Raw genomic sequence first — 20,200 nt, forward strand, 5'->3', positions numbered from 1 at the left:
TCGTCAACATCCCCGGCACGCTCCCCAGCTGAAGCGCGACCCCGAAGCCGGGCCCGACTACCGTCGGGCCCGGTTTTCGTGGTTTCGAAGTGTCATTCGTTCGACCGAAATATCCTCCAGCGGTCGATGATTCGCCGCCGACCGGGTAGACCTGAACCTCATCCTCGATGCGCTCGGTATCGACGGTAATAGAGGTGGTGCCATGCTCGAAGCCGTAGTCGGATTCATCAACAGTCAATTGTTCTGGTTCAGCTGGTCGACCGGTAGCTACCACCCGATCATCCTGTGAGGTAGTGCCCTGGGGAAGGTGCGGTCGCACCGTCATAGGGTTGGCCGATGCAGACGGTTCCGATTCAGATGCCCGACGGTTCGACGGTGCCGGTGACGCTGTTTGCGAGTGAGGGCCGAGACGATGCGCCCGTCATCGTCGTTCTCCCGGGTCTCGGCATACCCGGCGGTTACTACCGGCTGTTCGCCGAAGCGCTCGTCGCACGCGGATTTCATGCTGCGATCGGCGATCTTCGGGGCCAGGGGGACAGTAAGCCGAAGCCGAGTTCGTCTAGCAGGTACGGATATCAGGAATTGGTGTCGGTCGACTTTCCGGCGATCTTCGAGGTGGTGCGCGAGCAGTTCCCCGCCGCAACCCCGTATCTGCTGGGCCACAGTATGGGCGGACAACTGGGCGCGATGTACGCCGCCCGAATTCGAGGCAGGCTCGGTGGCTTGATCCTGGTGGCATCCGGGTCGCCGTACCACCGCGGTTTCGGCACCACTCGCGGGGTCCCGCTCTACTTCGGCGCGGCGGCGATGGCGATCACCAGCAACATCGCCGGATTCTGGCCGGGGGACCGCATCGGGGTCGGCGGATTCGGCCGTCAATCACGAGTGTTGATCGACGACTGGTCGAGGTTCGCCCGAACGGGCTCGATCGAGCCGGCCGGTGCCGACATCGACTACGAGGAACGGATGGGCCGGCTGACCCTACCGGTGCTGGCAGTGACCATCGAGGGCGACGATCTGGCACCCAAGGGTTCGATGGAGAATCTGACGGCCAAGCTTGCCAACGCCGACATCACCACCGAACACATCGACGAGCCGCTGGGCCACAACGGGTGGATCCGCAATCCCACCGCGGTGGCCGACCTGGTCGAGCGGTGGATGCACCGCTGACACAACCCCGTGCCGAACGATACGGTCGTTTGGATTAATTCATGCGATAAGTTCCAACTCCGCGCCCGTTCTGGTGTACAACGCTAGTGACTCAACTTCTGTTCTGCCGAAGATAGCGAGCACGTGTATGAACGGCCTGGGGGCTACAGCTCGTCGGATCGGTAGGGGTGTGCTCGTGGCCGCGTGTATCGCTGCGTCGGCCGCGCAGGGCACGGCCCTCGCCGCGCCCGACGCGTCGACGTCGTACGTGGTGCGTACGGAGGAGGCCGACGCCGTCGCCATGACGGCGTTCGTGCATTCGGCCGCGATGGATCGGACCATCCCGCTGAAGATTCTTCGTTCTCCGGACCGTGCGAAACCGAGCCCCACCGTGTACCTGCTGAACGGCGCGGGCGGTGGGGTGGACGGTATGGACTGGTACACCCAGACCGATGTCGTGTCGTTCTTCGCGGACAAGAACGCCAATGTGGTCACTCCCGTCGGCGGGGCCTACTCCTACTACACGGACTGGCAGCACGACGATCGCGTGCTCGGCCGCAACAAGTGGGAGACCTTCCTGACCCGCGAACTGCCTCCACTCGTCGACCAGCTGCTGAAGACCAACGGCCGCAACGTCATTGCCGGAATCTCGATGGCTGCGACGTCGGTGCTCAATCTGGCGGCACACAACCCCGGTCTCTTCCGGGCGGTCGGCTCCTACAGCGGCTGCGCCTCGACCACCGATCCGTTGGGTCGCGCGTACGTCAAGACCGTCGTATCGATGGCGCTCGGAGCCGACGTGAAGAACATGTGGGGCGCGGACGACGACCCCGACTGGGTGCACAACGACGCTGTCGTCAACGCCGACAAGCTGCGCGGCACCGCGCTGTACATCTCCAACGGCAGTGGCCTGGCGGGGGCATCGGACACCTTCGACGGAACCAACACCAACGGCCCCGGTTTCGTGCTGCTGAACCAGATGGTGGTGGGCGGTGCCATCGAGGTCGCGACCGGCGACTGCACCCGTCGACTGAAGAGCGCGCTCCAAAAGCTGGATATCCCAGCTCATTTCGAGCTACGGGAACGCGGCACGCACTCCTGGGGATACTGGCAGGACGATCTCCACAATTCCTGGCCGATGTTCGAGCAGGCTCTGGCCGTCTGACATCACCGGCTCTCGAGCTGCCGCCACAGGAACTCGTACGTCAGTGCGGTCTTGAACGCCAGCTGCGCATTGTCCGACGCCCCGCCGTGGCCGCCCTCGATGTTCTCGTAGTAGCTCACGTCCTGACCGAGCTCGGCCAGCCGCGCAGCCATCTTGCGCGCGTGTCCGGGATGGACTCGATCGTCTCGGGTGGACGTGGCGATGAGTATCGGTGGGTATTTCCGCTCGGACGCGGCCACGACGTTCTGGTACGGGGAGTACTGCGAGATGAACTCCCATTCGGCGGGGTCGTCGGGGTTGCCGTACTCGGCCACCCAGGATGCTCCCGCGAGCAACAGGTGGTACCGCTTCATGTCCAGTAGCGGGACCTGACATACCAACGCCCCGAACAGTTCCGGGTACTTCGTTTCCATGATGCCCATCAGCAGGCCACCGTTGCTGCCGCCCTGGGCGGCCAAGCGATCGGCGGTGGTGATCCCGCGGGCCACCAGGTCGCGGGCGACCGCGGCGAAGTCCTCGTGGACCAGATGCCGGCCCGCCCGCAATACCTGGGTGTGCCAGGACGGTCCGTACTCGCCGCCGCCGCGGATGTTGGCAACGACGTAGGTGCCGCCGCGCTCGAGCCACGTTCGACCCATCGCTCCGCTGTAGCCGGGCGTCATCGAGATCTCGAAGCCGCCGTAGCCGTACAGCAGTGTGGGGCCGGGGCCTGCGTCGCCGCGTCGGACGACGAAGTAGGGGATCGCGGTGCCGTCGTCCGACTCCGCGAAGAACTGTTGCACGGTCATGCCGTCCGCGTCGAAGAAAGCGGGAGCCTGCTTGAGTACCTCGAGCGCGCCGCCGACCGTGCCGACCAGCAGCGTGGCCGGGGTGAGGTAACCCGAGGAGCCGAGGAAGAACTCGTCCCCGTTCTCCTCGGCGTCCGTACCGATGATCTCGGTCGACGCCAACTCCGACAGCCCGTCGACGGTGGCCGTGTCCCACTCCGTCGTGCGCGTTTTGCGCCCCTCCAGGTACGCAAAACGCGCACGAGGGGTGAGCACATGCAGACGAGTACGGACATCCTGCAGCGTCACCAGCAGCAGATGATTCTCGGTCCACGCGTACTGATGCAGGGACGTGTGCTCGTCCGGAGTGAACAGAACCGCCAGAGATGCTGTGCCGCTCATGAATTCGTCGAAGTCGGCCGCGAGCAGAGCGCCCGCCGGATGGGTGACGCCGTCGTAGGTCCACTCGGTCATCGTCCGAACCAGCAGCCAGTTCTCGTGGACCGAGGTCGATGCGTCCGTCGGCGTCGGAATGCGGGTCACCGCCGTACCGTCGAGCACGTAGGTCTCGGAGTTGTAGAAGTCGGTGGACCGCTGCACGAAGTCGCGCTCGAATCCGGGCGTGCGGTCGTGCCACGCGGAGATCGAAATGTCCTGGGATTCGCCCTCGTAGACGGTCTCCGCGTCGGCGAGCGGGGTGCCTCGGTGCCATCTCTTGGTGATCCGCGGATAGCCGGATTCGGTCAGGGACCCCGGTCCGAAATCGGTGCCGACGAAGACGGTGTCGGCGTCGATCCAGCCGATGTCGGTCTTGGCCTCGGGCAGCGTGAAACCGCCGTCCTCCCCAGCGCGGAACGTGCGGGAGTCGAGATCGAACTCGCGTACCACCGTCGCGTCGGCACCGCCTCGGGACAGCGTCACCAAAGCGCGCAGCTGGTCGGGGCGCAGTACCTGAGCGCCGCCCCATACCCAGTTCTCGCCCTCGTCGGCGGCCAGGGCATCGAGATCGAGCAGGACGTCCCATGCGGGTTCGTCCGTGCGGTACTCGTCCATCGTGGTGCGCCGCCACACCCCGCGGATGTGCTCGGCGTCGCGCCAGAAGTTGTAGAGGAACTGCCCGCGCCTGCGTGCGTACGGAATCCGCGCATCGGTGTCGAGAATCTCGCGTACACCCGCCACGGTGGCGTCGAAACGCTCGCCTGCCAGCGCCTGGATCGTCACCTCGTTCTTCTCGCGTACCCACGCGAGTGCGTCGTCGCCGGTGACGTCTTCGAGCCAGAGGTACGGGTCGTCCGAGAAAGCCATGGCACAGTTCTAGCAGCACACGTGCGGTCGGGTGCAGGACGCGTGCGAGGCTACCGGCTGGTAACGAAGACCAGGTCGAGACAGTGTCGGAGGGCACGACTACGCTGGGGACTCGTGACCTCACACTATGACGTCGTTGTCCTCGGAGCCGGTCCCGGTGGGTACGTCGCTGCTATCCGCGCGGCACAACTCGGACTCAGCACTGCCATCATCGAGAAGAAGTACTGGGGCGGTGTGTGCCTCAACGTGGGCTGCATCCCCTCGAAGGCGCTTCTCCGTAACGCCGAGCTGGCGCACCTCTTCACCAAAGAGGCCAAGCTGTTCGGTATCTCGGGTGAAGCATCCTTCGACTTCGGCGCAGCATTCGACCGCAGCCGCAAGGTCGCGGACGGACGCGTCAAGGGCATCCACTTCTTGATGAAGAAGAACAAGATCCCCGAGTACGACGGCCAGGGCACGTTCACCGATGCCAACACCATCGAGGTCGAACTGTCCAAGGGCGGCACCGAGACGATCACGTTCGACAACGCGATCATCGCGACCGGCAGCACTACCAAGCTGCTCCCGGGAACCGAGCTCAGCAAGAACGTCGTCACGTACGAAGAGCAGATCATGACCAAGGATCTGCCGGGCTCGATCCTCATCGTCGGCGCAGGTGCCATCGGTATGGAATTCGGGTACGTCCTGAAGAACTACGGAGTCGACGTCACCATCGTCGAGTTCCTCGATCGCGCGCTCCCCAACGAGGACAAGGACGTCTCGAAGGAGATCGAGAAGCAGTACAAGAAGCTCGGCGTCAAGGTCATCACCGGCGCGGGTGTGCAGAGCATCGACGACGACGGCTCCAAGGTCACCGTCGAGATCAAGCACAACAAGTCCGGTGAGAGCGAGACCTTCACCGTCGACAAGGTGATGCAGTCCGTCGGATTCGCCCCTCGCGTCGAGGGCTTCGGTCTCGAGAAGACCGGTGTCGAGCTCACCGATCGCGGTGCCATCGGCATCACGAACACGATGCAGACCAACGTCCCGCACATCTACGCCATCGGCGACGTCACCGCCAAGCTCCAGCTCGCCCACGTGGCGGAGGCGCAGGCCGTGGTGGCTGCCGAAACCATCGGCGGCGCAGAGACATTGCCGATCGACGACTACCGGATGATGCCACGCGCCACGTTCTGCCAGCCGCAGGTCGCCAGCTTCGGTCTGACCGAGGACCAGGCCCGCGAAGAAGCGCAGGCTCGTGGATCCGACATCAAGGTCGCGAACTTCCCGTTCGCCGCCAACGGCAAGGCACACGGCCTGGGCGACGCGACGGGCTTCGTCAAGCTCATCGCCGACACCGAGTACGGTGAGCTGCTCGGTGGCCACCTCATCGGACCGGACGTCTCGGAGCTGCTGCCGGAGCTGACCCTGGCCCAGAAGTGGGACCTGACGGTCAACGAGCTGGCCCGCAACGTCCACACGCACCCGACGCTGTCGGAGGCACTGCAGGAAGCGATCCACGGCCTCGCAGGCCACATGATCAACTTCTGATCTCTGCTGTAGAACGACGAACGGCGGCGACCACCTCGGTGGTCGCCGCCGTTCGCTTCGTTCTGGGGTGCTAGGACTTTCGCCAGTGATCGAATCGGCCCTTGATGTCCGATGCCACGTCGCCGATTCCGTTGCCGACGGCGTCGACGGCACCGGTGAAGCCGCTGCCGATGTCGCGGACCGTCTTGATCAGCGGGTCCTCAGACGTGTCGAAGTTGTTCTTGTACGTGCGGGCCGCGTTACGGAACTCCTCCGACACCTTGGCCTCGTGGTCGGTGGACCGGCGCGGGTAGTCGCCGCGAAGGACCGCCGCGTACTCGCCCCTGTCGACCCACTTCTTCAGTTCCGCAGCTCGCAGCACCGAGAACGGGTGCGAGAGGAGTTCGAGATTGAGCAGCTTGAGCACGCCGTCGCGCAGGTCTCCACTGGCCTCGTACTCGGCGGCCTGAGCGAGGAAGGCGTCGACGTCGATTTCGCTGATACGTGCGCCGCCCGCCAACTTGAGCTGCACGCTGATCGCGGTGTGCACGTCCTGTCCGCACAGCAAACCTGCTCTGTCGCCGGACAATTCGGATTTGCGCTGCCATTCCATCAGTCCCGCGATGACCGCGCGCAAGGCCCAGCCGCCCACCGGAACCCAGCCGACCGTGCCGGCGAGGCGCATCAGGTGCATGAGAACGGTGCGGTACACCGCGTGGCCGGACAGGGCGTGGCCCAGTTCGTGGCCGACGACGAATCGCTGTTCCTCGTAGGTCATGATGTCGAGCATGCCGGTGGTGAGAACGATGAACGGTCGATCCATCCCGATGGTGAACGCGTTGACCATCGGCGACTGAACCACGAACAGCTCCGGAGTTTCCTCCGCGCCGAGAATTTGCACACAATCGGCTCGAAGATCGTTCAGATCCTTGAACTGGCGTTCGTCGACACGCACCGCGGTAGCCAAGTACATCAGGCGATGCTGTCTCTCGCGCAGCAGTCCGGACAGCGTTCGCAGCACCGTGTCGAAGCCCTTGAGGGTACGAAGAGTGACCAAGGCTGCTCGGTCCGAAGGGTGTTCCCAAGTGCGAGAAGAGATATCGGGAAACTCGATTTGAGTACGGTCCGGTGCGTGTGTCACTGTGTGGCTCCCAGTCTGATCGGTCTGTTTGCCAAAGTATCAGTAAAAAGCCCTTCCGGTTCGTTCTTGACCACGGTCAGGTCTCGCATTGCCGGGGGTGTAGCAGGGTCGGTAGCGCTAATTCTTGGTGGCACTGACGAATTGGGCGAGACCGCGGATGTCCTGCTCGATGTCGGTCATGCCCGCAGCAGCAAACATCTCGGTGAACTGCCCCTTCGGGAACATGCGTACCCCGACGGCGGCAGATCCCAGGCCGACGACGGTACGCAGCGGTGCCAGGCCCAGTTCACAGCTGGTCATGATGGCGATGCGACCACCCGGTCGCAGGACGCGGATGAGCTCGTCGACCACCTGCAGTGGATGTGGCACGAGATACAGTGCGGCATAACAGCATACGGCGTCGAATGTCGCGTCGGCGTACGGGAGTTCGGCCGCATCGCCGCGAACGTACGCCGCACGCGGCCCCCGATTGTCGCGCACTGCGCGAGCGATCATGGCCTCGGAGATGTCGAAGCCGACGGCGATACCGTCCTCGGTCAGCTGCTCGGACAGGAATCTGGTGAAGTTGCCGGGGCCGCAGGCGACGTCCAGGACTCGCTGTGGCCCGTGTAACCGCAAGTCGGCGACGGCCTTGGCGCGTTCGGCGGACATGGGCAGCCCGCCGATTCCCATCATCGATACTCCGAACGGTCGCCAGATGTTCTCGTAGATCGCCGCGACACCGCGGTTGTTCATCGCTCGGCTGGCCATCGTCGGATTGGGGGCTTTGGCGTTGCCCATGAGTTCGACGTAGCCGCCGTCGATCCGGGCGCTCGTGCGGACCGACTCCGGTTCGATCATCGCCAGAGCGCGGCGCAGTGCAGTCTCGGGTGTCTCGTTCATCGTCGTGGCGGCCGGTCGCCGTAGTCGCGTTCGACGCGGAGGGTGCCCAATGTGGTTGCGAGCCCGTCGTATTGGGTGACCAGCAAGACGAATTCGATGAGGCGACGTTCGTCGAACTGGGTCGCCAGTTCGGACCACGTGGCGTCGGTGAGCGTCTTGGTCTCGATCAGCTCGTCGACGGCAGTGAGGATGGTGCGGTAGCGAGTCGACAGCCCAGGGGCGTGCGGGCCGGTCATGATCAGCTCGAGCAGGTCTCGGTCGATGCCGGCTCGACGGCCCAGGCGGATGTGGTGGTCCATCTCGTATGCCGATTCGCGCAGGTGCGCCACCCGGAGAATCACCATTTCCGATTCCTTGCGGGAGATCTTTCCGCCCGGCATCAGATGGCCGCTGTAGAACAGCCACGCCCGGTACAGGCCACCGGTTCGACCGAGAGTGGTGAACAGGTGGGGGTTGGGTACTCCCGCGCCTTTGGCGATGACCTTGCAGATGACCCAGTTGACGGGGCCGAGAGTGCGGGCGGTACCGGACGGAATGCGAGGAGTGGTCACGATCACATCCTACCGACTGGTAGCTCCGCCGTCCGGGGACGCGGTTCGCAACGCCTTGCAGGGTAGGCTAACCTCTTTTGTGTCTCGCATTGTTCTACCCGGAGGTCCCTCGAAGTGGTGCAGTTCAAGCTCGGTCTGACAGCGTTGGCCATCACCGCGCTCGCGGTGGCGGCAGGAGCGACGGCATGCTCGTCGGCCGATACCGCCGACGGGTCCGCCGGCGAAGCGACTCGAACGGTCGAGACCGTTCGAGGCTCGATCGACGTTCCCGACAATCCTCTGCGGGTCGTCACCCTGGAACCGGTGGAACTCGACACCACGGTCGCGCTCGGCATCGTGCCCGTCGGCACGGCGGTGCTCAGCGAAACCGCCGGTGTGCCGGCCTATCTCGGTACGGAAGCGGCCGGCATCGCCACGGTCGGCACGGTGGCCGAACCGACCATCGAGGACATTGCTGCCGCGCAACCCGACCTCATTCTCGGGACGGAGACTCGGCACGCGCAGTACTACGACCAACTCTCCGCCATCGCGCCGACGGTGTTCATCGCCTCCCAGTCCGATCCGTGGCGCGACAGTGTCCGATTCGTCGGGCGCGTTCTCGGCAAGGAGGCGAAGGCCGAGGAACTGCTCACCGCATACGACGACCGGTGCGCCCAGATCGCCGAAAAGCACGACACCGCCGGGAAAACAGCGCAACTGATCAGGCCGCGAAGTGGTGAGCTGACCCTGTACGGGCCGTCGTCGTTCGCCGGAAGCACGCTCGAATGCGCCGGATTCACCACCCCGCCGCGGCCGGAATGGGCCGACGAGATCTCGGTCGACCTCTCGCCCGAGCTCGCGGCTCAGGCGGCAGCGGACCTGATCGTCGTCACCGCCGACAACCCGTCGGACCCCGCCGCCATCCCGGCGTCGATCACCGCTAACGCTGCGACACTGCCCAATCCGCATGCGGTGGACCTGTCGTACTGGATCACCGGCGTCGGGCCCATGGGCGGACAAACCGTGCTCGACGACATCGACCGAATCTTGTCGGACTAGTTGGGTCGTTCCGCAGGCTCCACTCCTGTCGGATGCCAACTGACGCGTCAGATTCGGACCGCGCCGGCCAGTGCCGCGGCCTGACGGGCGCGCTCGACCACTCGGTCGCGGGACGAATCGATATGTGCAACAAGCGTATCCAGCGCCGTGTCCAGCTGCCCGGCCAGTAGGTGCTCGACGATCGCGAGATGTTCATCGATCGCCGAGACCACGGCCGACGCGTCGAGACCACCGAGAATACGCACGGGCCGCACCTTGGCGTTGACGGCGCACAGGGCCTCGGTCAGAGCCGCATTGCCAGACGCGGCCGACAACGCGACATGGAACTGCTCGTCCATGGCGACCATGTCGTCGGTGGTCTCCGGTGGGTGCGCCCGCAACCCGGCCCACGTCACCGCCAACGCCGACAAGGCTGCCCGATCGAAGGACTGCGGCGTCGAGCGGGTGATTCCGCGGGACTCGAGAGTCGACCGCAGTTCGTACAGATCCGGTAGGTCGCCGAGCCGGGGACGATAGGGATGCAGACCGGCCTCGTCGCGCACGACCAGACCGTCGGCTTGCAGACGTGCCAGCGCCTCCCGCACAGGAGTGCGCGAGACGCCGTACAGCTCGGCGAGACGCTCCTCGCCGAGCCGTTCCGTGGAGCCGATCGCACCGGAGATCAGATCCCGGCGCAGTGACGAATAGACCTTCTCGCGAAGGTCCTTGCGCGGCACGATAAGCCCGGTCAGATCGCCATGGCTGCGCGCACGTCGGCTTCGGAATCGGATCCGCCCACACCGGTGGACGTGATCCGGCCGGCCTCGAGAATGTAGTACTTCTGGGCAGATTCCAATGCGAAGCCGATGTGCTGCTCCACCAACAGAACTCCGAGACCGCCGCGGCGGGTGAGCTCGATGACGGTGCGCTCGATCTCGGCGACGACCGACGGCTGAATGCCCTCGGTCGGCTCGTCGAGAATCAGCATCCGCGGTTCGGTGATCAAGGCTCTTGCGATGGCGAGCTGTTGGCGCTGGCCGCCGGACAGCAGGCCGGCTCTGCGATTCAGCAATTCCTTCAGCGCCGGAAAGAGGTCGAGTGCCTCGTCGATCAGTGCCTTGCCGCGCTTGCGCCCGTCGGCCACCACCTGCAGGTTCTCCGCTGTCGTCAACTGACCGAAAGACTGCTGGCCCTGTGGCACGTAGGCCAGTCCGCGGGCGACGCGGGCGCTGGGCCGCAACGCACTGACGTCCTCACCGTCGAACATGACCTTGCCAGAGTTCACTTTCAACAGCCCGACCGCCGCGCGCAGCAGCGTCGTCTTGCCCGCACCGTTGTGGCCCATCACCGCCGCGACACCGTCGGCCGGAACCGTCAGCGACGCACCGTGAACGACCTCGCTGCGGCCGTAACCTGTTCTGACGTCGACCAGTTCAAGCATGATCGGCTCCCTCTTCTGCAATGTGCTCGAGTTCCTCGCCCGCCGCGGCGGTGCCGAGATAGACCTGCTGAACCTTCGGATCGGCCTGCACCTCGGCCACGGTGCCCTCGGCCAGAACGCGTCCGGCCGCCAGTACTGTCACCGAGGTCGCGAACATCCGCATGAAGTCCATGTCGTGCTCCACCACCACCACGGTCCGTTCACCGCCTATGCGTTGCAGCAGCTGGCCCGTCTCCTCACGTTCCTCGTGGCTCATGCCGGCGACCGGCTCGTCGAGCAGAAGCACATCGGCGTTCTGCACCAACAACATTCCGATCTCGAGCCACTGCTTCTGGCCGTGCGCCAGAATTCCTGCGGCCTTGTCTCTCTGGGCCGTCAGACCGATCGTCTCGAGGGCCTCCTCGATCTGCGGCAGAACCGATGCCCGACGGCGCAACATCGTCAGTACCGACCGGCCGGACCCGGCGGCGATATCCAGGTTCTGCAATACCGTCAGATTCTCGAAGATGCTGGCCGTCTGAAAGGTTCGACCGATACCGAGCCGGGCGATCTGATGCACCTTCTTGCCCAGCAGTTCCACTCCGGACTTGGTGACCGAGCCGGTGGCCGGAACGAGACCGGTGATGGCGTCGATCAGCGTGGTCTTGCCGGCTCCGTTCGGGCCGATGAGGAAGCGAAGATCGCCCTGCATCAGCGTCAGATCGACGTTGGTGTTGGCCTTGAAGCCGTCGAAACTGACTGTCAGATCACGGACTTCGAGGTACTGACTGGACATGCCGGCGTTGCCGCCGAACGTGGGCTGCGGGCCTTCGACATGGATCATCGTGCGAGCTCTTTCTCTGGTTCCGCGCTGGCCTCGGGGACCGATTCGGGCTCCTTCTTTCGCTTGCGCAGTGCGAAGAGTCCGGCGATGCCGGCGGGGAAGAATCCGACGACCACGACGAACAGCAGGCCCTGCGCATACGTCCAACCGGACGGGAACTGCTCGGACAGCGTGGTCTGCGCCCACGCGACTCCGAGCGCGCCGAGAACCGGGCCGAGCAGGGTGGTGCGGCCGCCGATGGCGACGCCGATGAGAAACGCGATGGACGGAACGATGCCGACGTCGTTGGGGGAGATGATGCCGACGATCGGGACGAACAGCGCACCGGCGAGACCGGCGAAGAACGCTGCGGCGACGTACGCGACGATCTTGACGTTCGCCGGGTCGTAGCCGAGGAAGCGCACTCGCTCTTCCTGATCGCGGACGGCGACCAGTAGTTCGCCGTAGCGCGAATACATCAGCTGGCGGGTGATGGCGACGACGACGAGCAGTACGCCGGCAGCGATGAAGAACAGCATCTGCTTGTTGGCGGGGTCGTTGAGGTTGAACCCGAAGAACGTGCGGAACCTGTTGAGCCCGTTGGATCCACCGGTGGTCTGCTGTCCGATGAGCAGGATCGCGAAGGCGGCGGCCAGTGCCTGACTGAGGATCGCGAAGTACGCGCCCTTGACGCGACGCTTGAACACGCCGAGGCCGAGCACCAGCGCCACCAGTGCCGGCACGAACAGGATGCCCAGAATCGTCGTGATGGGCGAGGTGAACGGCAGCCAGTACGAGGGCAATTCACGGATACCGGCGATGGACATGAAGTCCGGTACCGCGTCGCCGCGCAGATCGGCGTCGGAAATCTTCAGATGCATGGCCATGATGTAGGCACCGATGCCGAAGAAGACACCCTGGCCAAGGGTGAGCATTCCGCCTCGGCCCCAGGCCAATCCGATACCGACAGCCACAATTGCGTAGCAGATGAACTTGCCCAAGAGGTTCAACCGGAAGTCGCTGAGGACGGCGGGCGCCACAGCGAACAACAGGATTGCGGCGAGCGCGAAACCCAGCAGAGCGCCGCGCTTGGCGATGAACTCGCTCATACCAGGCTCCTTGTCTTGACGGCGAACAAGCCCTGTGGGCGGGCCTGCAGGAAGATCACGATGAGGACGAACACGATGACCTTGGCGATAGAGGCCGTGGTGCTGTATTCGATGAACGAGTTGAGGATTCCGAGGGCGAAGGCGGCGATCACCGCGCCCTTGATCTGGCCGAGTCCACCGACGACGACCACCAGGAAAGCGTCGATCAGGTAGCTCTGTCCCACAGTGGAACTCGTGGATCCGATCAGAGTCAGTGCCACGCCCGCGACACCCGCCAAACCGGAGCCGAGGAAGAACGTCGAGATGTCGGTCCGGCGGCTCGAGATGCCCGAGGTTTCCGCGAGATCGCGGTTCTGCACCACCGCGCGGATGCGTCGACCCATTGCGGTCTTCTTCAGCGCGATCGACAGTGCGACAACGGCGACGACCGCGAGGACGAGAATGAAGATTCGGGTCTTGGGCACCACGGCACCGAGGATGTCGACGCCGCCGCTGAGCCATTCCGGCGAGACGACGTTGACCGCCGGGGCACCGAAGATGTCGCGAGCGAGCTGCTGCAGTATCAGCCCGACGCCGAACGTGACGAGCAGGGTGTCCAGTGGACGGTGGTACATGCGCTGGATCAGCGTCACCTCGAGCAGCACACCCATTGCGCCGCCGACGAGGAAGCCGACGATCAGGGAGATGAACAGTGATGCGCCGCCGGTCGAGACGATCTGCTGCACTACGTAAGCCGTGTACGAGCCGGCCATGATGAACTCGCCGTGCGCCATGTTGATGACGCCCATCTGACCGAACGTCAGTGAGAGCCCGAGGGCGGCGAGCAAGAGAATGGATCCGATCGACAGGCCGGTGAACAACTGTCCGATCACGACGTCCATGGGGGAGCTCCTTCGGAGCATGTGAGTGGAACTTCGTAGCAGGCTACGAAGTTCCACTCACATGGGTGGTGGTCAGTTGAGGTCGGAGGCCCAGTCGTAGGTCTCGAGGAACGGGTCGGGAGCGATGGCCTCGGGGGACTCCCACACCGTGTAGATCAAGCCGTCGGGCCGGATCTCACCAATGCGGGCGGTCTTGGAGATGTGGTGGTTGTCGCCGTCGATGACGACCTCGCCCTCGGGAGCGGCGAAGCTGACACCGTCGGCTGCGGCCTGAATGTCGGCCACCGCGAACGAATTTGCCTTCTCGACGGTGTTCTTCCACAGGTAGACCGAGGTGTACGCGGCTTCCATGGGGTCCGAGGTGGGCTTGTCGGCACCGTACTTCGCCTTGTAGTCGGCGACGAACTTGGTGTTCTCCGGGCTGTCGACGGTCTGGTAGTAGTTCCAGGCAGTCAGCTGGCCCGCGATGTTCGCGGCTCCGATGCCCGCCACCTCTTCCTCGGCGATGGACACCGAGATGACCGGCATGTCAGCAGCTTTCAGGCCGGCGTTGGTGTACTCACGGAAGAATGCAACGTTGGAATCACCGTTGAGCGTGTTGAACACGGCATCGGCGTCGGCGGAGCGCACCTTGTTGACGATGGTGGAGAAGTCCGTCGAACCGAGCGGGGTGTAATCCTCGCCCTTTATCTCGATACCGTTGGCGGCCGCATACGCCTTGATCTCGCGGTTGGCGGTCTGCGGGAACACGTAGTCGCTGCCCACCAGGTAGAGGGACTTGACGCCCTTCTCCTTCAGGTAGTCCAGGGCCGGGATGATCTGCTGGTTGGTGGTGGCTCCGGTGTAGAAGATGTTCTTCGACGCCTCGAGGCCCTCGTACTGCACGGGGTAGTAGAGGAGAGCGTCGTTGTCCTCGAACACCGGCAGCATCGCCTTGCGCGACGATGACGTCCAGCCACCGAAAACGGCTGCGACACAATCGCTGCTGATCAGCTTCTCGGCCTTCTCGGCGAACACGGTCGGCTCGGATGCGCCGTCCTCTGCGACGACCTCGATCTGCTTTCCGTTGACGCCACCGGCCGCGTTGATCTGCTCGACGGCCAGTGCGATCGAATCACGCACTGTCACTTCGCTGATCGCCATCGTGCCGGACAGGGAGTTGAGCGAGCCGACCTTGATGGTGTCACCGGAGGTGTCCACACACGAGGTGGACAAGCCTCCGCCGCCCTCGGCGGTGGTGGGGTCGCTCGCCTTGCTACCGCAGGCAGTGGCAACCAGGCTCAATGCAGCCAGTGCTGCGGGAACGACCATGACGCGCTTGACGGACATGCGCTTCGAGACAGCAGGCATCTACGGCCCTTTCGGAAAGTGTGTATACGGAGATGTATTCGCGATTGCGAACAGTAAAGGCAACTTATTGCGTTGGTATTTTCTGCGGTGACGAGTCTGTTTCTCGCGTTACGAGCAGGTAAAGGCGAGCGAATGACAAGACTGCTTGACATTTCATGCCAAGCAGAGTTGACTTTTTGTCATGCCCGGATCCAACAACGTTCGCGCGCATCGCAAACAGGCACGCATCACGCAGGCCGAACTCGGCACCATCTGCGGAGTCAGCCGGCAGAGCATCGTCTCCGTCGAGGGCGGCGACTACGCACCGAGCGTGTACCTGGCACTGCGACTGGCCCGAGCACTCGACACGACAGTCGAAACACTGTTCGGCGACGACGAAGGGAAACGAACATGAGCGCATTCACCAAAGCTGCCCGCTTCGTGGGAGACCTGGACGACGACTTCTACGCCGACGAATTGCAACGCGACATCTGGAACGAGGCCTCGGCCGTCGGATTTCAGTCCCTGCTGTGGATCGGAATGATCGCCGGCGCTGTACTGCCCTTCGCGGCGGGTGTCACCGGGGCCTGGGTGGCATTGGGAATCTTCGTGGCTCTGACGGCCGTCGCGAACGTGGTGTTGGCATACGCCCGCGCGCGGGGGATCGACATGTACACCTCGCAGGAACTCCGGCGCGCTCGAATCGCATTGGCGGGCGTGCTGCTTTTTCTCACCGGCGGCGGCGCAATGATTCGTCTGCTTGCTCATTACGGTGGCGGTGACCTCGGGTCTGTCGCGATCGGAGCCGCAATAGGTGCACCCGTGGGCCTGGCTGCCGTAGTCGTGGGTGTGAAGATGCATCAGCTCCGGCAACGAAAGGCCGAGCATGCCGCCGAGCTGGCCGAGCAGCGGGCTTTCGATACGGACGAATGAATTGGGTCTCGAATGTGTCGCACGATCTGTTACAGGGTGCAAGGATGCGTAAAGGCTTCGGTTGGACCGTCTCCGTTTCGCAGATTTGCAGGCCGGAGGGTATGTTCTGACCGATGACATCGCGATTTCTCGGTGTTGCGGCTGTAGGGGTGCTGTTCGGCGGCGGTTTCGGTAACGCGGACGGATGCACGTTCGATGTAAAGGGAGGCTCGGGTGGACGGCGATGACGACGTGTAATACCAATCCGTCCTCCGTCGCGCCACGAAGTACCAACGAGACCGTGTCGGGCGTCCACCCTCCGGTGGAGCATGCAAACAGGGAAGTCGAGACCGTGCGCAGAGAAAAGAGCTACCTCAGACTCGTAGGGTCGAGCACTCCCACGATCGAGGTTCTGGGCGGCCCCAGAACCATCACCGTCGATGTGGACAACGTTTTTCCGGGTCAGGTATGCGAGGTCCTGCACAACGGCATGCTGTCGCTGAGCCCACGCGTCGTCGTGGAAGACAACGCGACAAGCATCTCCATCACCACGTTCGCGCTCAAGCCGGGTGAGTACAACGTCTCGCTGCGTCTGGACGGACGCCTGGATTGCGTCACCGAATCGCAGACTGCTGTCGTCGGCGAGCAGTTCGAGGTCCGACGTAGTTCGTAGGCCGGACACAGCTCCTAGGCGGGACGCAAGGCCCGGTCATTTCAACACAGCGAAGCGGCGCGTAGCTCAGGTGAGCTACGCGCCGCTTCGCTTCGTTGTCGGTCCTCGCTGCCGTCAGGTCGCGCCAGTCAGTGACAGGTGCTGCCGGGATCGGTGTGGCAGTGCTTCGGCTCCGATGGTGCGACGTCGAGCGAGGGGTTGCGGTCGAAGAAGCCGAAAGGCTTGAGCCAGAACGAGACGGTGTCGGACGGCATCACCGGCCAGTCCTCGGGCCTGGTGATGTGATGGATGCCGAAGGTGTACCAGACCACCACATCGGTGTTCTCGATCGAACGGTTCTTCTCGGTCCACTCGGGGAGGCCATGGTCGACGCCACTCTGATTGACGAACTCGCCACTGGGCCAACGCTCGTCGGGTGAATTGGGCGTGACCCATACGGTGTGACCGATCACCTGGGAACGCTGGAAGATCGGCGACGCCGGATCGAACATCGCCGGAATCGCCGAGCCGGGCACCAACTTGTACGCGGGCCGGGTGCCGAGACCGTTGGTGACGTTGTCGTTGACCACCTTCCATGCCTTCTGCGTGTTCCAGTCGTAATCCTGCTTGCCCTCGGACTCGGTGGTGAGCGGGGTGTTCACTTGCGTCAGGGCCAGGCCGTACGGATTGTCGGGACCCATCGGAACCATTTGGGTCTGGCTGGAATAGACGGTGTTCTCGGTGCCGTCGATGTCCAGATCGAGCCGGGCGACCAGGAAGTGCTGGTGGTACGGCGCATACGTGCGATTGTCGATCAGCGTGCCCGACGGATGGGTGCCGCCCTCCTCGAAGTGGGTGACGACCATGATGCCGGTGGCGCGCACCTCGCACTCGATGTTGCCGTCCTGATAGAAGCGCCAGTAGACGAGATACTCGTAGTTGGCGACGGTGGCGTGGAAGCTGACGGTGAGACGGCGCATCCGACGCACCTCTGCCCCGGCGTCGTGATCGACGTGCTTCCACAGCACCGCGTTGTCTTCCTCGTGGATGCAGATCGCGTTGGTGATCGTGTACGGCTCGCCTTTGCTGTTGTGCAGCACGGCATCGAGGTACCGGATCTCACCGAGGCAATCGCAGCCGAGCTCGAGCGAGGTGGTCATGAAGCCCAGGCCCCACTCGCCGATGTCGAATGCGGTGCGCCGATAGTGGTCCTCGGTGTGGTCACGATACGGAACGACCATCTCCGCGAACGACATTCGGTTCGCGACGGATCGCGTGTTCCCGTTGTCGTCGTAGGTGACGGCGTGCAGCGTCATGCCCTCGCGGTAGTTGAACCCCACACGCAGCGACCAGTTCTGCCACGTCAGCTTGTTGCCGTCCAGCTCGAACGACGGGCCGTCCGGCTGGGTGATCTCGAGCGGCTTCAGCGGCGGACGGCTGCTGGCGTTACGGATGCGCTCCGGAATATGGCGGGGTACATACTCGCCCATGATCTCCGGCCGCTCGACGCGGTAGGTGTCCTCGATTTCGAGCAGTTCCATCGTGTTGGCGTCGATGACGCAGTGGAAGCCGCCCACCGGCCCCGCGTACGGATTGGCACCCTCTGCGGCTTTGACCCACGTGTCGGACCAGCCCAGGCGTCGACCCTTGTACTTCTCGGGCGTCACCGCCTCGCCGTACGTCCAGGTGTCCATGAACACCAGATCGAGATCGGTGATCCCGCGATCGGCAAGCGCGGCAATCACATCGGGGTGTGCACGCAGCGCCGCGTCGGCCTCTTCCCACTCGTCGACGGTGAAGTTGGGCTGCACGTCCGGGATGTGGGTCCAGGATTCGGTGCTCCTGTTGTCCAGTGACACCACGGCTTTGAACGTGCTGTTCTCGGCGCGGTTCAACACCACCGAGACTGCGCGACGGGCGGGGACGGTACCGTCCGCATCGAACGCGGCGACCTCGGACTTGGACGGTTCGATCATCTCGATCGAGGCGAATCGCCACCCGTCGCCGACACCGTGTTCCCGGCCCAGAACCTCGGCGACGGTAGAGAATTCGTCGCTCGAGAGTGGGTCCAGGGGATGGAATGTCATGCGATGGTCTCCGTCGAGCTCATCACGTGCTTGATGCGGGTGTAATCGTCCACGCCGTAGGCCGAGAGGTCCTTGCCGTAGCCGGAGTACTTGAAGCCACCGTGCGGCATCTCGGCCACCAACGGGATGTGGCAGTTGACCCAGACGGCACCGAAGTCCAGAGCCGCCGAAATGCGAAGCGTGCGAGCATGATCGGACGTCCAGACGCTCGACGCGAGACCGAAGTCGACGTCATTGGCAAGTTCGATCGCCTCTGACTCGTCGGAGAACTTCTGCACCGTCAGCACCGGGCCGAACGTCTCCTCCTGCACGATGGGATCGGCTTGCTGCACGCCCGTGATGATCGTGGGCTCGTAGAAGAATCCCTTGTCGCCGATGCGCTTTCCGCCGGTGACGATGGTGGCGTGCGCGCCGATACCGTCGACCTTGGAGCTGACCTGGCCGAAGTGGTTGACGTTGTTCAACGGGCCGAGGAAGGTGTCGGGGTCGTCGGGCAATCCGACCTTCAGTGTCTTCGCCTTGGCGACGAGTGCGTCGACGAGCGAGTCGTGTACCGACTCGTGTACCAACACGCGAGTGACCGCCGTGCAGTCCTGGCCGGCGTTGAAGAACGCGGCCTCGGCGACGCCGTCGGCGGCCTTGGTGATGTCGACGTCGTCGAACACGATGGCCGGTGCCTTGCCGCCCAGTTCGAGGTGCGCGCGCTTGAGCTGCTTGGCAGCGGCGACGGCGACGGCGATGCCTGCCCGCACCGAACCGGTGATCGAGACCAGGCCGGGCGTCTTGTGTTCGACGATGGCTGCGCCGGTGCCGCCGTTGCCGAGCACGATGTTCAGCACGCCGTCGGGGACGATGCCCTTCGACAATTTCGCCAGCACCAGGGTGCTCTCGGGGGTGGTGTCGCTCGGCTTGAGAACGACGGTGTTGCCGGCTGCCAGCGCAGGCCCGATCTTCCAGATCGCCATCATGAACGGGTAGTTCCACGGCGTCACCTGCCCCACGACGCCGATCGGCTCGCGGCGTACGTACGAGGTGAACCCGTCCATGTACTCGCCGGCCGACTTGCCTTCGAGCATCCGGGCAGCCCCGGCGAAGAATCGAATTTGATCTGCTCCGACGGTGACTTCCTCGGCGGCGATGGTGGCCTTCGGCTGACCGGTGTTACGACTCTGCGCCTCGACGATCTCGTCGCTGTGGGCCTCGATGGCATCGGCGAGCTTCAGCAGTACCTTCTGCCGCTCACTCGGAGTCGTCTTGCCCCAGGTCTCGAAAGCTTTGGCGGCAGCCGACATTGCGGCGTCGACATCGGCAGCATCGGAAATCGGGGCTCGAGCGACCACCGACTCGTCCACCGGACTGACGACATCGAGCATCTCGGTACCCGAGGGGGTCACGAATGCCCCGTCGATGTAGTTCTGCAGGACAGGCACCGTCATCACAACCCCTAGCGTCGACTATTTCGGTTCTGCAAAGCCTGCACCCACGGGCGAGACTTTGCCAC

At 64.0% G+C, this 20,200-nt stretch carries 19 protein-coding genes; 7 read left to right on the forward strand and 12 right to left on the reverse strand.

Annotated elements, in window-relative coordinates:
- Positions 1–336 precede the first annotated feature (336 nt).
- The gene (locus ASH04_RS03045; protein ID WP_057472704.1) at positions 337–1,170 is read left to right on the forward strand and encodes an alpha/beta hydrolase family protein; all 834 of its coding nucleotides are present in this window, start codon (positions 337–339) and stop codon (positions 1,168–1,170) included.
- A 127-nt stretch (positions 1,171–1,297) separates the two neighbouring features.
- Positions 1,298–2,314 carry an alpha/beta hydrolase gene (locus ASH04_RS03050; protein WP_057472705.1) on the forward strand — a complete coding sequence of 339 codons (1,017 nt, stop codon included), beginning with the start codon at positions 1,298–1,300 and terminating at the stop codon, positions 2,312–2,314.
- Positions 2,315–2,316: 2 nt separating this feature from the next.
- Here the strand turns inward: ASH04_RS03050 and ASH04_RS03055 are convergent, their stop codons facing one another.
- Complete coding sequence (locus tag ASH04_RS03055) at positions 2,317–4,386, reverse strand: prolyl oligopeptidase family serine peptidase (RefSeq protein ID WP_057472706.1); 2,070 nt, start codon at positions 4,384–4,386, stop codon at positions 2,317–2,319.
- A gap of 114 nt (positions 4,387–4,500) precedes the next feature.
- Here ASH04_RS03055 and lpdA point away from each other — a divergent pair, with 114 nt between their 5' ends.
- Positions 4,501–5,916 carry a dihydrolipoyl dehydrogenase gene (lpdA, locus tag ASH04_RS03060; RefSeq protein WP_057472707.1) on the forward strand — a complete coding sequence of 472 codons (1,416 nt, stop codon included), beginning with the start codon at positions 4,501–4,503 and terminating at the stop codon, positions 5,914–5,916.
- A 70-nt stretch (positions 5,917–5,986) separates the two neighbouring features.
- On the opposite strand, the gene ASH04_RS03065 is transcribed toward lpdA, so the two are convergent.
- From ASH04_RS03065 to ASH04_RS03075, 3 genes are all read right to left on the reverse strand, one after another.
- Entirely contained in the window at positions 5,987–7,036 is a 1,050-nt protein-coding gene (locus ASH04_RS03065; RefSeq protein ID WP_057472708.1) for a M48 family metallopeptidase, read from the reverse strand.
- A 117-nt stretch (positions 7,037–7,153) separates the two neighbouring features.
- The gene (locus ASH04_RS03070; RefSeq protein WP_235579908.1) at positions 7,154–7,918 is read right to left on the reverse strand and encodes a class I SAM-dependent methyltransferase; all 765 of its coding nucleotides are present in this window, start codon (positions 7,916–7,918) and stop codon (positions 7,154–7,156) included.
- Positions 7,915–8,475 (reverse strand): carboxymuconolactone decarboxylase family protein, encoded by a 561-nt coding sequence (locus ASH04_RS03075; RefSeq protein ID WP_027498420.1) that lies wholly within the window; start codon positions 8,473–8,475, stop codon positions 7,915–7,917. Before ASH04_RS03075 ends, ASH04_RS03070 begins: the two co-directional genes overlap by 4 nt.
- A gap of 111 nt (positions 8,476–8,586) precedes the next feature.
- Between ASH04_RS03075 and ASH04_RS03080 the strand changes: the two genes are divergently transcribed.
- Complete coding sequence (locus ASH04_RS03080) at positions 8,587–9,507, forward strand: ABC transporter substrate-binding protein (protein ID WP_442971187.1); 921 nt, start codon at positions 8,587–8,589, stop codon at positions 9,505–9,507.
- Between the two features lie 47 nt (positions 9,508–9,554).
- On the opposite strand, the gene ASH04_RS03085 is transcribed toward ASH04_RS03080, so the two are convergent.
- The 6 genes from ASH04_RS03085 to urtA all read right to left on the reverse strand — a co-directional run bounded on the left by ASH04_RS03085 (position 9,555) and on the right by urtA (position 15,069).
- Positions 9,555–10,223, reverse strand: coding sequence for a GntR family transcriptional regulator (locus tag ASH04_RS03085; protein WP_032406497.1), 669 nt, complete (start codon positions 10,221–10,223; stop codon positions 9,555–9,557).
- Between the two features lie 11 nt (positions 10,224–10,234).
- On the reverse strand, positions 10,235–10,927 hold the full coding sequence (gene urtE, locus ASH04_RS03090; RefSeq protein ID WP_032373723.1) for an urea ABC transporter ATP-binding subunit UrtE: 693 nt from the start codon (positions 10,925–10,927) through the stop codon (positions 10,235–10,237).
- Complete coding sequence (urtD, locus tag ASH04_RS03095) at positions 10,920–11,750, reverse strand: urea ABC transporter ATP-binding protein UrtD (protein ID WP_027498416.1); 831 nt, start codon at positions 11,748–11,750, stop codon at positions 10,920–10,922. The genes urtE and urtD overlap by 8 nt, the downstream gene beginning before the upstream one ends.
- Positions 11,747–12,838, reverse strand: coding sequence for an urea ABC transporter permease subunit UrtC (gene urtC, locus ASH04_RS03100; RefSeq protein ID WP_027498415.1), 1,092 nt, complete (start codon positions 12,836–12,838; stop codon positions 11,747–11,749). Before urtC ends, urtD begins: the two co-directional genes overlap by 4 nt.
- Positions 12,835–13,719, reverse strand: coding sequence for an urea ABC transporter permease subunit UrtB (gene urtB, locus ASH04_RS03105; RefSeq protein ID WP_027498414.1), 885 nt, complete (start codon positions 13,717–13,719; stop codon positions 12,835–12,837). Before urtB ends, urtC begins: the two co-directional genes overlap by 4 nt.
- Positions 13,720–13,791: 72 nt before the next feature.
- Positions 13,792–15,069, reverse strand: a complete 1,278-nt coding sequence (gene urtA, locus ASH04_RS03110; RefSeq protein ID WP_057472709.1) for an urea ABC transporter substrate-binding protein — start codon at positions 15,067–15,069, stop codon at positions 13,792–13,794.
- A gap of 181 nt (positions 15,070–15,250) precedes the next feature.
- Here urtA and ASH04_RS03115 point away from each other — a divergent pair, with 181 nt between their 5' ends.
- From ASH04_RS03115 to ASH04_RS03125, 3 genes are all read left to right on the forward strand, one after another.
- Complete coding sequence (locus tag ASH04_RS03115) at positions 15,251–15,463, forward strand: helix-turn-helix transcriptional regulator (protein WP_027498412.1); 213 nt, start codon at positions 15,251–15,253, stop codon at positions 15,461–15,463.
- The gene (locus ASH04_RS03120; RefSeq protein ID WP_057472710.1) at positions 15,460–15,981 is read left to right on the forward strand and encodes a hypothetical protein; all 522 of its coding nucleotides are present in this window, start codon (positions 15,460–15,462) and stop codon (positions 15,979–15,981) included. Before ASH04_RS03115 ends, ASH04_RS03120 begins: the two co-directional genes overlap by 4 nt.
- 223 nt (positions 15,982–16,204) lie before the next feature.
- Positions 16,205–16,633 carry a hypothetical protein gene (locus ASH04_RS03125; protein ID WP_037219569.1) on the forward strand — a complete coding sequence of 143 codons (429 nt, stop codon included), beginning with the start codon at positions 16,205–16,207 and terminating at the stop codon, positions 16,631–16,633.
- A 128-nt stretch (positions 16,634–16,761) separates the two neighbouring features.
- Here the strand turns inward: ASH04_RS03125 and ASH04_RS03130 are convergent, their stop codons facing one another.
- Entirely contained in the window at positions 16,762–18,699 is a 1,938-nt protein-coding gene (locus ASH04_RS03130; RefSeq protein WP_032390633.1) for a primary-amine oxidase, read from the reverse strand.
- Positions 18,696–20,135: a gamma-aminobutyraldehyde dehydrogenase gene (locus tag ASH04_RS03135; RefSeq protein ID WP_057472711.1), complete on the reverse strand. Its 1,440-nt coding sequence runs from the start codon at positions 20,133–20,135 to the stop codon at positions 18,696–18,698. The genes ASH04_RS03130 and ASH04_RS03135 overlap by 4 nt, the downstream gene beginning before the upstream one ends.
- Between the last annotated feature and the right edge of the window lie 65 nt (positions 20,136–20,200).

It is taken from the genome of Rhodococcus sp. Leaf233 (assembly GCF_001426165.1).
Classification (GTDB): Bacteria; Actinomycetota; Actinomycetes; order Mycobacteriales; family Mycobacteriaceae; genus Rhodococcoides; species Rhodococcoides fascians.